We start from the raw sequence: 14572 nt of genomic DNA, 5'->3' as shown, positions 1-14572 counted from the left end.
ATTACTCCTCGCGCGTTACGCGCAGTACTTCTTCTAAGGTAGTCACACCACTCAACACCTTGCTCATGCCATCATGACGGATACTCGGGGTATGCTTACGGATATGCTTTTCAATCGCCAGCTCACCACGGCCGCTATGAATCAACTCGCGGATATGATCGTCAACAACCAATAACTCATGGATACCCGTACGGCCACGATAACCATTGTGACCACAAGCCGAGCAGCCTTGAGCCCGATAAATCACCGCGTCAGTGTCTTCACTAATCCCCAAGAATTCCCGTTCGCGACCATCAGGCGCATGAGGTTGCTTACACTCATGGCATAAGGTGCGGATCAGTCGCTGAGCTAACACCCCAAGCAAACTCGAGGACACCAAAAAGGGTTCAACCCCCATATCTTGTAAACGGGTGATCGCGCCCGAGGCCGTGTTGGTGTGCAGTGTCGAAATCACCAAATGACCAGTCAGCGAGGCTTGTACTGCAATTTGTGCGGTTTCTAAATCGCGGATTTCACCGATCATCACCACATCGGGATCTTGACGTAAAATGGCTCGTAAACCGCGAGCAAAGGTCATGTCGACCTTGGTATTAACTTGGGTCTGACCAATCCCATGTAACTCATACTCAATCGGGTCTTCAACCGTTAGGATGTTGGTGTCTTTTGAATTGATTTCAGTCAAGCCCGCGTAAAGTGTGGTACTTTTACCCGACCCCGTCGGACCGGTCACCAATAAGATACCGTGCGGTTTACGAATTAACGCATCAAAGCGCACTCGCACTTCTTCAGTCATGCCCAATTGCTTGAGGTCGAGATTACCGGCATTTTTATCCAATAAACGTAATACCACTCGCTCACCGTGGCTCGATGGCATGGTTGATACCCGCACGTCGACAGCGCGACCACCAATACGCAATGAGATACGACCATCTTGCGGCACCCGTTTCTCAGCAATATCGAGACGGGCCATCACCTTGATCCGTGAGACCAGCAATGACGATAACTTACGATTTGGTTTAAGGACTTCTTTCAATACCCCATCGACTCGAAAGCGCACCACTAACTGCTTTTCATAGGTTTCAATGTGGATATCTGACGCTTCTTCTTTAATGGCTTCAGATAACAACGCATTGATTAACCGAATGATTGGCGCGTCATCATCGCCCTCAAGTAAGTCTTCGGTTTGCGGCATTTCTTCCGCTAAGGTAAACAAATCCATTTCATTACCAATATCTTCCATCAATTGTTGAGCTTCAGATGAATTGGCTTGATAGGCTTGCGTTAATCGCGCCTCAAAGGCATCAATCGATAATGATTGCAGTGGTAGAGTGCGTCCGGCATAACGACGCACCTCCAGCAACACGGCCAACTCGGCATCGGCTCGATGGAATAACACCAGCTTATTGTCTTGCTTATCCAGCGCCACGCCAAAGCGATGCGCAAACGCAAAAGGCAAGCGCTCACGGCTATCGCTGACATAGACAGCATCGATATCTGATTCAGCAATCAGATCATGATTGATGTCGGCCAATTCCGCCGACAGTTCAGAAATTGACTGGGGTTCACTCATCGACTGCATCTTTTTGTTTATTTTCGTCTAAGACTTTTAAGGTATCGTCGCTTTTACGCATGCGGGTTTCTAAGCCCTTACCCTCTTTGTAACGCTCAAGGATGGTATTGACTTCATCCGATAAATGCTCGGACTGATCCCATTCTTCCAATACAGGCACATTGGTATTTGGCATCAAGTTAACACCTCGTTCCTGCTGCTGTAGTTGGAGCGCTCTAAAGTAGTTATACTTGCGACCAGCAATGCCTTCCATGGTGACGCCATCACGAATAATGGTGGGCTTAATGAATACCATCAGGTTTTTCTTTTTCTTGCCTGACGAGGAAGACTTAAATAAGTGACCGATAAAGGGGATATCTCCCAAGAAAGGCACCTTTTGGACACTTTCTTGCACTTCTTCATTGATTAAGCCGCCCAGCACAACGATTTGACCAGAATCTGCCATCACAGTGGTGGTTAACCGTCGTGTCGCAAACGTCACATCGACGCCAGTTTTGCCATTAATGCCTGACACTTCTTGCTCAATGGTTAGTTTGACCGAGGTGCCTTCATTAATCTGGGGGATCACTTTAAGCTTAACCCCAACCTCTTTGCGCTCCACGGTTTGGAACGGGTTAGAATTGCCGTTAGACGAGTTTTGGGCGCCCGTCAGTACCGGCACTTCATCACCAACGATAAAAGAAGCCTCTTGGTTATCTAAGGTGGTAATTGAGGGGGTAGCCAACACGTTGGAGTTGGTATCACTCGACACCGCTTGAATGAGTGCGCCAAAGTCGCCCATGGTCACGCCCCATGCCATACCACTGACCTTGCCTAAGGCTTGTGCCAATAGGGTAATATCGCCTTTGGTATCTGGATTCTGGCCAATGACTTGCCCAGTGTTAGGGTTGGTAATAAATGTGCCTTCCTCCCCTTGGGCTTGCCAAATACCGGCACCAATCTCACCAATGGTAGGACCTAAGTTATTAAACTGCGTACCGCCGCCAGCCGTCGTCGCCCATTGCACCCCAAAGCCGACATCATCGCCTTCGGCAACTTCGACAATAATAGCCTCGACTAAGACCTGAGCACGCCGAATATCCAACTGATTAATAACACTTTCTAGAGTGCGCATTTGCTCGGGGTCGGCGCTGATCACCAAGGCATTGGTGTCGGCATGAGACATGATATTAATTTCATTGCGACGACGATTATTGTTACCTGACGCAGCGCCGCCGTCTTGGCCTTCTTGCAGTTTTTCAGCAAATCCGGTTAAGACTTCCACTAAATCTTCGGCATTGGCGTAATGCAGGTATCTGACCTTAGTATTGCCATTGTTAGCCTGCTCAGCATCCAGCTTTTTGATCAGGGCGACAACGCGCTCCCGACTCTTCTGGTCGCCACTCACGATTACCGCGTTGATACGCTCATCAGCCACCACTTTAGGAGCCTGACCGGGTAACTGAGCCTGATTGCCGCTGGCACGATACAAACTATCGACAATCCTGACAATTTCACCGGCAGAAGCATGCTTAAGCTGTACCACTTGCGCTTCGGTATCGCCTTGCTTATCAACCCGCTGAACAATTTCTACCAACTTATTAACCACTGCTGCGCGGCCGGTCAACATCAAGACGTTAGAAGGATCGTAGTTGACCACATTACCGCCACCAGCATTATCATTGAGCTGGCGTAATAATGGCGCCAATTGCTTAGCTTCGGTGTTATACAGCGGCACGATACGTGTCACCAGTTCATCACCGACGCCGGGTTTGGCATCATCGGCCACCCTAATGGCCGATACTTTGGCATCCTTATCTTTGACGACTTTTAAGATATTGTTTTCCATCTCAACGATGGCATAACCATAGACTTGAAGCACATTTAAGAAAAACTGAAAATACTGCTCATCATTCAACATGTCATAGCTGCGAACATCTATTTTTCCACGCACCGTCGGGTCGACGATGATGGTTTTATCGAGATTTTTACCCACGATATTGATGAACTCTTTAATGTCAGTGCCTTTGAAGTTGGCGGCATATTGTTCAGACCAAGCCGGCGATGAAAACATGGCCGCACTGGCGAGCATGGTCGCGAGTAGCTTGCGTCGAAACTGGAAGTTTTTCATTGTTCTCTTTTCCCCTAAAACGAGTGTCATTGCGGCAGACTAAAGGATATTTCGATCAGTTGCCCTTGACGTTCAACCATCACAGACACATCAGTCAACTCAGGTAGCTGGGCCATCAATTCGATTGATTGAGCCATGTCAGTTAAGTCATAGCCATTGATTGTTTTTGCTAAATCATTGCCCTCAAACCCCGCATCGGCAAACAGTTGTCTGTCCTTGCCTGGGTTTAAGCGATAGCCCTGTAGCTCCCCACTTACTTGGACAGGGGAGATGGCGATAAAATCGGTAATCTTGGACGGGTCAGCCAATACATCTTCACGGGTAGCTTGCAGCTCAGCCATCAACTCGGCGTTATCGCTGTTATCCTGCTGCTGAACCTTGGCTCGCGGAATACTGTCATTACTGGCGGGAGTGTAACTTAAGCCATCGAGCATCAAGGTTTCATAACGGCCGCCATTGGTGATAATAATACGGTCAGCATAAACCTCTTTTAGCGAGGCGGAGGTGCCAACAATTTTGTCCCCTATACTATAGGTGTCTTGGCTACCTTTAGAGTCAATCACCGCTAAGCCATTTTGCAGTTCGCTGGACGCAACCACGCCAGTAAGCTGGATGGATAAATTGGTTTTGGGGGCATCGATAACCTTGGCCGTCTCTACTGGCTTCGGCTTTGCTACCGCACTGGCACGACCAAATAAGTTTAATTGGATTAACTCGCTGACATCGTGGCTGACTTGAGCCTGGTTACCCCCCACAGCTTGGGGCGTCCACGAGCTAACTTGTTGTTGACTGGGGTATAATTTCCAACTAAGTTGCGCGCACAGATAAGCAATCACAACCAGTAAGATCCAAACCAGAGTTTGGGTCAGCTTGGTCATAGGTAAGAGTTTAATTTTTCCCAATAAACGTTCGAGTGCTGTCATTGTCACCGGACCCTGTGAGGCCTCTATTGTAAATATCATTGATGCATGAAATACCATGCTACCTGAGCCAAACTAACACAACAAGTGATTAACTCGCTTGGGCCATTGGCACCACTGCCGCAATTATGATAACTTTCGCGCCGCATTCAATGCTGGCGGCAGTATACTGTTAAATAGAACCTAAGTGCTTGTTCGGGTTAGCACGCAATTCAAAATGATGAAATTGCGTTCAAATTCTGCCAAAATACCGGCATCCACCATGCCCTGTCAGGGAGCCCATATGCCGGAACAAGATACCGCTGTAAGACTCGATAAATGGCTTTGGGCGGCTCGTTTTTATAAAACTCGAGCGCTCGCCAAAGAGATGATCAACAGTGGTAAAGTACATTACAACGGCCAGCGTGCCAAATCCAGCAAGAATGCTGAGATTGGCGCCTTGATCAGATTACGGCAAGGTTTTGATACCAAAGAAGTCGTGATCTTACAATTATCCGGGATCCGCCGTAGTGCCACCCTTGCCAGTGAGCTCTATCAGGAAACGCCTGAAAGCCAAATTAAAGCCAAGGCCAATGCTGAGGCAAGACGTTTAAACATCTTGACCAACCCAGCGCCAGAGAGCAAACCAGACAAAAAACAACGCCGCCAACTGCAGCGTTTTAAAGACGTTTAGAAGTGAGATCACTATGAGTCAAGATACCTTATACCGCTACTTGTTTGATAATGCGGATGTACGCGGTGAATTAGTTCAGTTGCAAGATACCTATCAAAGCATCTTGTCTAGCCATGATTACCCTCCCGTGTTACAGCAATTACTGGGTGAATTAGTGGCCGCGACTTCATTACTTACTGCCACTTTAAAATTTGAAGGTGATATTGGCATTCAGTTGCAAGGCAATGGCCCAGTATCCATGGCCGTCATTAATGCTAACCACCAGCAAGAATTACGCGGTGTCGCGCGCTGGGAAGGCGAGCTAGCCGATGACGCGAGCTTAGCCCAGCTCTTCGGTGAAGGGTATATGGTCATTACCCTCACACCGGTTCAAGGTGAGCGCTATCAAGGGGTCGTTGCGTTAGATAAACCTAACCTCGCCGCTTGCTTAGAAGCCTATTTTGCCCAATCCGAGCAGTTACCCACTGCGATTTGGCTATTTACCAGTGCTAGCCATGCCGCCGGGATCATGCTGCAGGTATTGCCATCTGAGTCTGAAAACAATGAGATGTTCGATCATTTAAGCCAGCTTACCGCCACCATCAAGGCTGAAGAGATCTTGCACTTAGCCGCCGAAGAAGTATTGCATCGCTTATATCACCAAGAACAAGTTCGCCTGTTTGAACCGGTGGCCGTCAGCTTTAAATGCACCTGCTCACGGGAGCGCAGTGCCAACGCAATCCGCACCATCGATCGCGCCGAAATCGACGAAATTGTTAATGATATCGGCTATGTCGAGCTTGGATGTGAATATTGCAACAGCCAATATCGATTTGATGCTATTGATGTCGCAGGTATTTATGCCAATCATCACGCACCGGGAATGCAGTAACAGCGGTGGTATGATTGAGCAAAAAAACACGTCCATTGGGCGTGTTTTTTTTATATTCAATTTTGGTCAAACCCTTTTACCACGCGGTTTTAATTAGTATTTTTTATAAATATGCCTCCCTTTCTCCTGCCATGCTGGGTTACACTCGCAAAACAAAGCCGTAACAAATAACAACATCTAATTCGGCGCAGACCGAAAACCTCAATGCCAACAATGGAGACTTCACCATGGCGGATAGTGCACCCCGCGTATATACCAACCTTGGCCCAGCCGAGTTGATTGAACTTTCACTTGCCAAAGGAGAAGGGCAACTCACCGCCAACGGTGCTCTGGTAGCAACCACCGGCTCAAGAACCGGTCGCTCCCCCAATGATCGCTTTATCGTTAAAGATGCCGATAGTGCCGACAATATTGATTGGGGCAAGGTCAACCGCCCATTCGATGCCGATGCATTTGATCGCTTATGGCAACAAGTGACAACCTACTTAAGCGCCCAAGACACCTTTGTATCCGAGCTCGAAGTCGGTGCCGACCCAGCCCACTACCTCCCCGTACGAGTCACGACCGAGTATGCTTGGCACCAGTTGTTTGCCCGCAATCTATTTATCGTCCCTGAGCAGTTTAATCAGGCTGGCAAGGCGGAGTGGCAAATTGTCAACGCTCCCGGGTTTGTGTGTGTTCCCAGCGAGCATGGCACCCAGTCAGAGGCTTGCGTCATTATCAACTTTGCCCAGCGTAAAGTGTTATTAGCCGGACTTAAGTACGCTGGGGAAATGAAAAAGTCGATGTTCTCGGTCCAGAATTATTCACTCCCGGCCAAAGGGGTACTGCCCATGCACTGCTCAGCCAATGTCGGCGAAGCGGGCGATACCACCCTATTCTTTGGTTTATCTGGTACTGGAAAAACCACACTTTCAGCCGATCCTAAGCGCTTTTTGATCGGTGACGATGAACACGGTTGGGCTGCTGGCGGCGTGTTTAATATTGAAGGTGGCTGCTATGCAAAATGTATTGATTTAAGCCAAAAAAATGAACCCGTGATTTGGGATGCGATTCGTTTTGGATGCGTGCTTGAAAACGTCGTATTAGATCAACATCGCGTCCCAGATTTTACTGATGCCAGCCTGACGGAAAATACTCGCGCCGCCTATCCGCTGGAGCATATTGCCCGACGCCAATTAGAAAACCGCGGGGATGAACCTCATGCCGTGGTGTTTCTCACGTGCGATGTATCAGGAGTTTTACCGCCAGTCTCGGTGTTAACCAAAGAACAGGCCGCTTATCATTTTCTTTCGGGCTATACCGCCAAGGTAGGTTCGACCGAAATGGGCTCTTCTGCGGCCATTGAATCCACCTTTTCCACTTGCTTTGGCGCGCCCTTCTTCCCCCGTCCTGCAGGAGTTTACGCCGAACTACTGATCAAGCGGATTGAATCCTTTGGCAGCCAAGTTTACCTAGTCAACACCGGCTGGACCGGCGGCCCTTATGGTGTCGGTAAGCGCTTTGACATTCCCACCACACGTGCGGTGATTGATGCCATCGTTCAAGGGAAACTCAGCGGCGTAGCCACCGAGCACCTTGCCACACTTAACCTCAATATTCCCGTGGCAGTTCCTGGCGTTGATAGCCAACTATTGAATCCAATCAACACTTGGCCAGACAAAGCAGCGTATCAGTCTTATGCCAATAAGCTTGCCCAAGACTTCAATGCCAATTTTGAAAAATACCAAGTACCAGACTCTATTCGTGCCGCAGGGCCGACGCTGTCTTAGCATTGATAAGCGGACACTGGTCATAGCAAACTCAGACTGGCTTAACTCAATCGAGTTAAGCTAAGTTCAACAATATAGGAGGGCTAATGCCCTCCTATGATTTATGTGGCAATATGGCGTTCAGCCAGTAACATTAATGCAGGGATAGAGCATGTTTAGGTCCGTTATTCAGCCCGCCTTAGTCGCGAGCGTATTTATTATCAGCCTCAACCAAAGCTTGGCCAATGAACTGCTCCCCCCCGTCTTACCTTGGCAAGGCAGTAGCGAAGCATTGCTGCAAGCATCACACCCCTTGGCCACCGAGTTCGAACTCAGTCAAGGATTGACCAGCCCCGACTATGACAACACCCAGGCTTATTTAGATAAGCTCATGACCCATTCAGCGCAATTACAAAAAATCAGTCTCGGCATGAGCCCTCAAGGGCGCGACATTTGGATGTATATCGTCTCCGCCAATGGAGCCCAAGACGCAGATGCGCTCAAGGCAAATCGTAAGCCAACACTGCTGGTTCAAGCAGGGATCCATGCCGGCGAAATTGATGGTAAAGATGCTGGCATGATGTTAATTCGCGATATCGTTACCGGCCCTAAGGCCGCATTACTCGACCAAGCGAATCTGCTGTTTATTCCAATTTTTAATGTTGATGGTCACGAGCGCCAAGGACAATACCACCGCGTCAATCAGCGGGGTCCTGTTAATATGGGCTGGCGCACCACGGCCAACAACCTCAATCTTAATCGCGACTACGCCAAAGCCGACAGTATGGAAATGCAGGCACTGCTCAAGGCGATTAATCAATGGCAGCCGACGCTCTATATTGATGTCCACGTCACTGACGGCATCGACTATCAATACGACGTCACCTTTGGCTATAACTTAAAGCAAGGGCATAGTCGCTCTATCTATGACTGGTTTACGACTCACTACCGCCCAGCCATAGAAGCGAGTCTCACCCAGCTGGGTCATATCCCGGGTCCCTTAGTATTCGCCATTGATAATAGCGACATGGCTCAGGGCATGAACCTCTGGAATCCAGAACCACGCTTTTCCAATGGTTATGGTGATGTTCGCCATCTGCCCACGGTGTTGGTCGAGAATCACAGCCTAAAACCCTATAAACAACGAGTCCTTGGCACATATGTCCTGCTAGAACAAAGCATGATCACCTTAGGCCAACAGCAACGCTCGCTCAATGCCGCGATCACCAAAGATCAAAATCGCTATTCAAGTCTAGTCACCCTCAGTTGGATCAACGAACGCCAACCCCAAGGCTGGGACTTTAAGGGCATAGATTATACACTTGAAACCAGCCCTATCAGCGGAGATCGCGTGGTACGCTGGTTGGGAACGCCCAAGCTTTACCCCAACCTTACAGTGATAGGTAATACCCGTGCCGATAAACGTACTCGACGCCCAGCCGCCTACTATGTGCCGCCCCAATGGACTGAAGTGATTGCAAAGCTGCAACTGCACGGGATTAAGATGAGCCCACTGACGGGTGAAAGCCAGCTTAAGCTGCAACAGTATACTTTTAGCAGTCACCTGTTTAGCGCCAAGGATTATGAAGGGCGCCAGCGAGTCAGTACCCACGCTCGTTTAGAGGATGTTCGCGCCACCTTACCACAAGGCACAATGAAAATTAGTACACGCCAACCGCTAGGGGACTTGGCCATCATGCTGTTAGAGCCTGATTCGCCAGACTCCTTACTGCAATGGGGCTTATTTAATCCGATCTTTAGTCGCACAGAATATATTGAGGATTACGCGGTGGAGCCATTAGCTCGTCAAATGCTTAACGCTGATCCGCAGTTACAAGCGGAATTTGATGCGGCGCTGACATCCGATGCAGATTTTGCGGCCGATCCTAAGGCGAGGCTGAGGTGGTTTTATGAACGCAGCCCCTATTACGATCAACAATATCAAGTCTACCCAGTATTACGTGGTCAATAGCCGCTAAAGCTGACAGAGCCTCATTTGAGCCCAGTTTTAAGGCCTGAATGAGGCGCTCCCCCCTGATTCACGCCATGAACTCCGCCATCACCCGCCGCTGTCATTGAGTGCTGATTGAACCTAAGCCAGCTCGAGGTCAGAATGAGACGCCCCCCCCTGACTCTCGCCATGAACTCTGCCATCACCCGCTGCTGTTATTGAGTACTGATTGAACCTAAGCCAGCTCGAGGTCAAATTGACCACACCTTGACACCAATGCTCAATATGTCGCCAGCTAGCCCACCAACCTAAGAACGGCAAATAAATAAATCCAACAATACCAAAGACATACATCATGGCATACAAGTTGCTTAATAAAGCGCCGCCCTCTGCTTTTTGCCAAGCATAGCCAACATAATAAGGAGATAACCATGTTACGAATGCTAATATTCGCCCTCGTTACCACACTTGCCCTTAGCGGTTGCATCATTAATGTCAACGCCTCTGGCAGTGCCACCCGCTTACAGGAAACTCGGGAGCTCGCATTAGATAGTGCGGGATTAACCCAACTCAATGCCGACACCGGCGCCGGTTTTCTACGCATCACTGCCGTCGATGGTTTAGAAAAAATCCACGTTAAAGCAGATATTTACAGCGATGAAGATATCGAGCCTAATCTCAGTCTTGAGCAACAAGGTAATCAAGCCGTGTTGATTGCAACTATCGAAAACACCGCCTTCTCCAACAATAGCCCCTATATCAATCTAACGGTGCAAGTACCAAGCGCCATGATGCTCAAACTCAAAGATGGTTCAGGGGATCTCGATATCATTGGCGGCACTGACATAGATATCAACGATGGTTCCGGCGAAATTCGGATTGAGCAGGCCCATGGTCATATTCGTATCGTCGATGGTTCGGGTGACATTAAGATCAGCGGCGGTTTAACCACTGACATTACTGATGGCTCTGGCAACATTGAGATTGTGGGTAGCCAAGGCAGCATGGAAATTGAAGATGGTTCAGGTAATATCCTGCTAAACAATATTCAAGGCCAAATTGAGATTGATGATGGCTCAGGCGATATCTCTCTAACCACTAGCCAAGGCCATGTTGAGATTGATGATAACTCAGGGGAAATAACGATAACACAGGTAGTCGGCAACCTAGATATCGATGATAATTCAGGGGATATCACAGTGCGTCAGGTCAGTGGCATGGTGACCATCGAAGATGGCTCCGGTGACATCGATGTCGCCGACGTTGGCAACGTCAACATCATTGAAAGTGGTTCTGGTAGCCTCACCATTAATGGCATTAAGGGCGTGGATAACAAAGCCCAGTTAAAATAATCCGCCATCATAGCTAAGAGCAGCCGCGGCTGCTCTTAGGGTTGGGGAGCTCCCTATCAATCAACTGCAACTTCTGACTGCGACTGAGTTTTTTAACTGCAATTTCGCGACGTAAGGCGTCGCCATGACTACCAACGACTTCTTGATACATCAATTGTAATGGCCCTTTGCCACGCAAAAAGCGTGCGGTTTTGACTGAATTGGCTTGATGTTCGCTCAAGCGACGCTCAACATCCGTCGTCACGCCAGTATACAGTTGCCCATTGGCACACTTCAGCATATATAAATACCAAACTCGCGCAGGTGCTTCGCTGCTCATCCTTCGTTATCCTGTGGGGTCAATGCTGATCTTAAGGCCGCCATCGGCAACCATCGCCACCAAGGGCAGGTCAATAAACGAAACAAAGAGCCAATTTGAGGCTCTTTGTTTATCAAGGCTAACCTTTAACCGATATTAGGCGCCAGCGTCACTCATGATGCTCGCCCCCGATTGGCTGGCCATCGCCTCTAATTCTTTATCAATAAAGAATAACGCTTTACCGTCCTCACCGACCAGCAAAATGCGGTCGACGATTGATTTGAATAATTTTTCTTCTTCATGCTGCTCTGCCACATACCATTGCAAGAAATGAAACGTGGAGTAGTCTTGCGTCATAAATGCAGTATGGGCCAACTCATTAATTTTGCTGGTAATCAGTTGTTCATGCTCCAGCGTTAGCTGCATTAATTGCAGCAAAGAATGATAGTTATGCTCAGGGGCCTCAATTGCGCCAATCAGGGGGACACCGCCAGTCTCGCTGACATAGGTAAACAAGCGACGCATGTGCTCCATTTCTTCATCGGCATGACCACGCATAAACTTGGCTGCGCCTTCAAACCCCTTGTCCTCGCACCAAGCACTCATCTGCAAATACAAATTAGAGGAATAGAATTCCATATTAATTTGCTCATTTAACTTATCGATCATTGCACTTGCTAACATAGCTATTCCCTTTCACGGCTCAGAATCTTGGCTATTATTGTGCCTACCTCAGCTCGAATTGCAACCACTGGGCAAATTAACATATTGATTTAAAATAAAATTAAATATTATTAGTTGCTTAGGACGGCGCCAGCGCACACTTTTCTGTGATAACAGTCCACAAATCATGATCATCCCTTGCGGGCATGGCATAATATCAGCAACTTTTTCAGCGTAGAGAACAATCCATGTCGACCAGTCACGATCCCTGTTGCCAACCTGACTTGCTCCATCCCGATGCTGCGATCCCTTTGCTGCTGGGACAAGTCAATGCGATAACGGCAACTGAAGTGGTGCAATTACCTCAAGCCTTAGGGCGAGTGCTGGCAGAAGATCTGGTGTCGGCCATTGATTTACCGCCTTTTGCCAATTCGTCGATGGATGGATTTGCGTTTCGATATGCCAATTGGCAGCCTGATAGCCCCCTGACGTTAGTGGGGCAGTCATTTGCAGGCCACCCTTATCAAGGTCAATATCAGGCCGGCACTTGCATTCGGATCATGACGGGCGCACCAGTACCGACAGGCTACGACAGCGTTCAAATGCAAGAGTTAGCTCAAGTGGATGGTACCCAAGTCACCTTGGCCGCCGTCAAAGGGGTGGGTGAAAACGTCAGGCAACGGGGTGAAGAACTTAGCCAAGGCACCAAGGTGCTGACGCAAGGTTGTCAGATTGGTGCCGCTGAAATGGGCGTGCTGGCGACGATTGGCGTTCCGCAACTCAAGGTCTTGCGCCGACTCAAAGTCGCCTTTTTTTCTACCGGTGATGAGCTGATGCCAGTCGGCAGCGAACTGGGCCAAGGCCAGATTTATGATTCTAATCGCTACTCACTGCAAGGATTATTAAGCCGCGCCGGTGTCGACTGGCTTGATTTGGGCGTCATTAAAGATGATCCCGAGGCCATTCGCCAAGCATTTATGACGGCGTCACGTGAGGCCGACTTAGTGTTAACCTCGGGCGGCGTCTCCGTCGGTGAAGCTGACTACACCAAACAAATTCTCGATGAAGAGGGTCAGATTACCTTCTGGAAACTGGCCATCAAACCAGGTAAGCCTTTTGCGTTTGGTCATATTGCCAAGGCGATATTCTGTGGACTACCAGGCAATCCCGTATCGTCGATGGTGACCTTTTATAAAATCGTCATGCCTGTGATCCATAAATTGCAAGGCTTGCCGCCACAACCTGTCATTCGCATTAACGCCGAGTTACAACAAGCAATACGCAAGCATCCTGGCCGAGTGGAATATCAACGTGGCATTCTGACGACCAGTGCCGAGGGAGTCGCGACCGTAGCGACCACAGGTAGCCAAGGCTCGGGCATGTTAACCTCGATGACCTTAGCCAACTGCTTTATTGTGTTAGATCAAATGCAAGGCGATACCCCTGCGGGCACCCAAGTCATAGTCGAACCTTTTAATTACATCCTGGATTAGCAAGCATGTCGCACCCTATAGAGATCCTTAGCGATGCTGAAATGCTAAGATATAGCCGTCAAATCTCCATCAAATCAATGGACATCGATGGCCAAGAAAAACTCAAGCAAGCCAAAGTGTTGATAATAGGCGCTGGCGGCTTGGGTTGTACTGCCAGTCAATATTTAGTGGTGGCTGGGATCGGTCAACTGACCTTGGTCGACTTTGATACTGTGGAATTATCTAATCTGCAGCGACAAGTGCTCCACCATGATCACAACCTAGGCCAAGCTAAAGTAGAGTCCGCCAAACAAAGCTTGGAGCAACTCAACCCTCATGTGCAGATCAGCACCATTCAAGCGGTCTTAGATGATGCACAGATGGACGATATTATTGCCAAGCACGACATTGTGGTCGATTGCACCGACAATGTGGCCGTGCGCGAGCAATTAAACCGCGGCTGCTTTGCCCATAAAGTCCCCTTAATTTCGGCCGCCGCCATTCGCATGGAAGGTCTGGTGACAGTCTTTGACTATCAAGCCAATACGCCTTGTTACCAATGCTTTAGCCAACTGTTTGGCGAGCAGCAGCTCACCTGTGTCGAGTCGGGAATCTTGGCACCTGTGGTGGGCCTGATTGGCTGCCTACAGGCCACCGAGGCCATTAAAGTCATTACCGGCATGGGTCGCAGTTTGAGTGCACGTTTATTGATGGTCGATGCCATGACCATGGAGTTTCGCGAAATGAAGCTCGTCGCCCAAGCCAATTGCCCTGTCTGTGGTCAATGAGGTTAACCCCATAAAAAACCGCCCTTGGGCGTAATGCCGATCAGTTAAGACAGATCGCTTGACGATCTCACTGAAAGGATCAAAATCCGATGACCCCTTGTCATCGGATTTTTTTATGCAACTTTCAGAAGCTTTGGCGCGTACTCATATCAA

General features: G+C 48.8%; 11 protein-coding genes and 1 pseudogene. 7 read left to right on the top strand and 5 right to left on the bottom strand.

The features are described 5' to 3' along the window. Position 1: 1 nt before the first annotated feature. From gspE to gspC, 3 genes are read right to left on the bottom strand one after another with little or no spacing between them, the layout of a single operon-like run. Positions 2–1570: a type II secretion system ATPase GspE gene (gene gspE, locus KU855_RS13660; RefSeq protein ID WP_218530836.1), complete on the bottom strand. Its 1569-nt coding sequence runs from the start codon at positions 1568–1570 to the stop codon at positions 2–4. Continuing rightward, entirely contained in the window at positions 1563–3680 is a 2118-nt protein-coding gene (gspD, locus tag KU855_RS13655; protein ID WP_218530835.1) for a type II secretion system secretin GspD, read from the bottom strand. The genes gspE and gspD overlap by 8 nt, the downstream gene beginning before the upstream one ends. A 26-nt stretch (positions 3681–3706) precedes the next feature. Further along, positions 3707–4603 carry a type II secretion system protein GspC gene (gspC, locus tag KU855_RS13650; protein WP_218530834.1) on the bottom strand — a complete coding sequence of 299 codons (897 nt, stop codon included), beginning with the start codon at positions 4601–4603 and terminating at the stop codon, positions 3707–3709. Between the two features lie 280 nt (positions 4604–4883). Between gspC and hslR the strand changes: the two genes are divergently transcribed. The 5 genes from hslR (at position 4884) to KU855_RS13625 (ending at position 11198) form a co-directional block, all read left to right on the top strand. Then, entirely contained in the window at positions 4884–5273 is a 390-nt protein-coding gene (hslR, locus tag KU855_RS13645) for a ribosome-associated heat shock protein Hsp15 (RefSeq protein WP_218530833.1), read from the top strand. A gap of 13 nt (positions 5274–5286) precedes the next feature. Further along, positions 5287–6144, top strand: a complete 858-nt coding sequence (hslO, locus tag KU855_RS13640; RefSeq protein WP_218530832.1) for an Hsp33 family molecular chaperone HslO — start codon at positions 5287–5289, stop codon at positions 6142–6144. 227 nt (positions 6145–6371) lie between these two features. Continuing rightward, positions 6372–7916 (top strand): phosphoenolpyruvate carboxykinase, encoded by a 1545-nt coding sequence (locus tag KU855_RS13635; RefSeq protein WP_218530831.1) that lies wholly within the window; start codon positions 6372–6374, stop codon positions 7914–7916. A 151-nt stretch (positions 7917–8067) separates the two neighbouring features. Continuing rightward, complete coding sequence (locus tag KU855_RS13630) at positions 8068–9867, top strand: M14 family metallopeptidase (RefSeq protein ID WP_218530830.1); 1800 nt, start codon at positions 8068–8070, stop codon at positions 9865–9867. 410 nt (positions 9868–10277) lie between these two features. Further along, positions 10278–11198, top strand: a complete 921-nt coding sequence (locus KU855_RS13625) for a DUF4097 family beta strand repeat-containing protein (protein ID WP_218530829.1) — start codon at positions 10278–10280, stop codon at positions 11196–11198. A 13-nt stretch (positions 11199–11211) separates the two neighbouring features. Here KU855_RS13625 and KU855_RS13620 read toward each other — a convergent pair. Together KU855_RS13620 and ftnA are read right to left on the bottom strand one after the other, a co-directional pair. Next, a pseudogene (locus KU855_RS13620) lies at positions 11212–11493 on the bottom strand (GIY-YIG nuclease family protein); the annotation flags it as partial. A 159-nt stretch (positions 11494–11652) separates the two neighbouring features. Further along, complete coding sequence (ftnA, locus tag KU855_RS13615; RefSeq protein ID WP_218530827.1) at positions 11653–12180, bottom strand: non-heme ferritin; 528 nt, start codon at positions 12178–12180, stop codon at positions 11653–11655. Positions 12181–12407: 227 nt separating this feature from the next. On the opposite strand from ftnA, the gene glp reads away from it, so the two are divergent. Both glp and moeB read left to right on the top strand, forming a co-directional pair. Continuing rightward, positions 12408–13652 (top strand): gephyrin-like molybdotransferase Glp, encoded by a 1245-nt coding sequence (glp, locus tag KU855_RS13610; protein ID WP_218530826.1) that lies wholly within the window; start codon positions 12408–12410, stop codon positions 13650–13652. A 5-nt stretch (positions 13653–13657) separates the two neighbouring features. Beyond that, positions 13658–14419 carry a molybdopterin-synthase adenylyltransferase MoeB gene (moeB, locus tag KU855_RS13605; protein WP_218530825.1) on the top strand — a complete coding sequence of 254 codons (762 nt, stop codon included), beginning with the start codon at positions 13658–13660 and terminating at the stop codon, positions 14417–14419. The last annotated feature ends 153 nt before the right edge of the window (positions 14420–14572 follow it).

Origin of the sequence: Shewanella sp. NIFS-20-20 (genome assembly GCF_019209865.1) — a bacterium.
GTDB lineage: Bacteria > Pseudomonadota > Gammaproteobacteria > Enterobacterales > Shewanellaceae > Shewanella.
The sequence above is the reverse complement of the archived record's forward strand: the minus strand, read 5'-3'. Positions and strand labels throughout refer to the sequence as shown.

Coding starts and splice junctions, on each gene's coding strand:
- gspE (WP_218530836.1), bottom strand. CDS start 1,570: ATGAGTGAACCCCAGTCAATTTCTGAACTGTCGGCGGAATTGGCCGAC.
- gspD (WP_218530835.1), bottom strand. CDS start 3,680: ATGAAAAACTTCCAGTTTCGACGCAAGCTACTCGCGACCATGCTCGCC.
- gspC (WP_218530834.1), bottom strand. CDS start 4,603: ATGACAGCACTCGAACGTTTATTGGGAAAAATTAAACTCTTACCTATG.
- hslR (WP_218530833.1), top strand. CDS start 4,884: ATGCCGGAACAAGATACCGCTGTAAGACTCGATAAATGGCTTTGGGCG.
- hslO (WP_218530832.1), top strand. CDS start 5,287: ATGAGTCAAGATACCTTATACCGCTACTTGTTTGATAATGCGGATGTA.
- KU855_RS13635 (WP_218530831.1), top strand. CDS start 6,372: ATGGCGGATAGTGCACCCCGCGTATATACCAACCTTGGCCCAGCCGAG.
- KU855_RS13630 (WP_218530830.1), top strand. CDS start 8,068: ATGTTTAGGTCCGTTATTCAGCCCGCCTTAGTCGCGAGCGTATTTATT.
- KU855_RS13625 (WP_218530829.1), top strand. CDS start 10,278: ATGTTACGAATGCTAATATTCGCCCTCGTTACCACACTTGCCCTTAGC.
- ftnA (WP_218530827.1), bottom strand. CDS start 12,180: ATGTTAGCAAGTGCAATGATCGATAAGTTAAATGAGCAAATTAATATG.
- glp (WP_218530826.1), top strand. CDS start 12,408: ATGTCGACCAGTCACGATCCCTGTTGCCAACCTGACTTGCTCCATCCC.
- moeB (WP_218530825.1), top strand. CDS start 13,658: ATGTCGCACCCTATAGAGATCCTTAGCGATGCTGAAATGCTAAGATAT.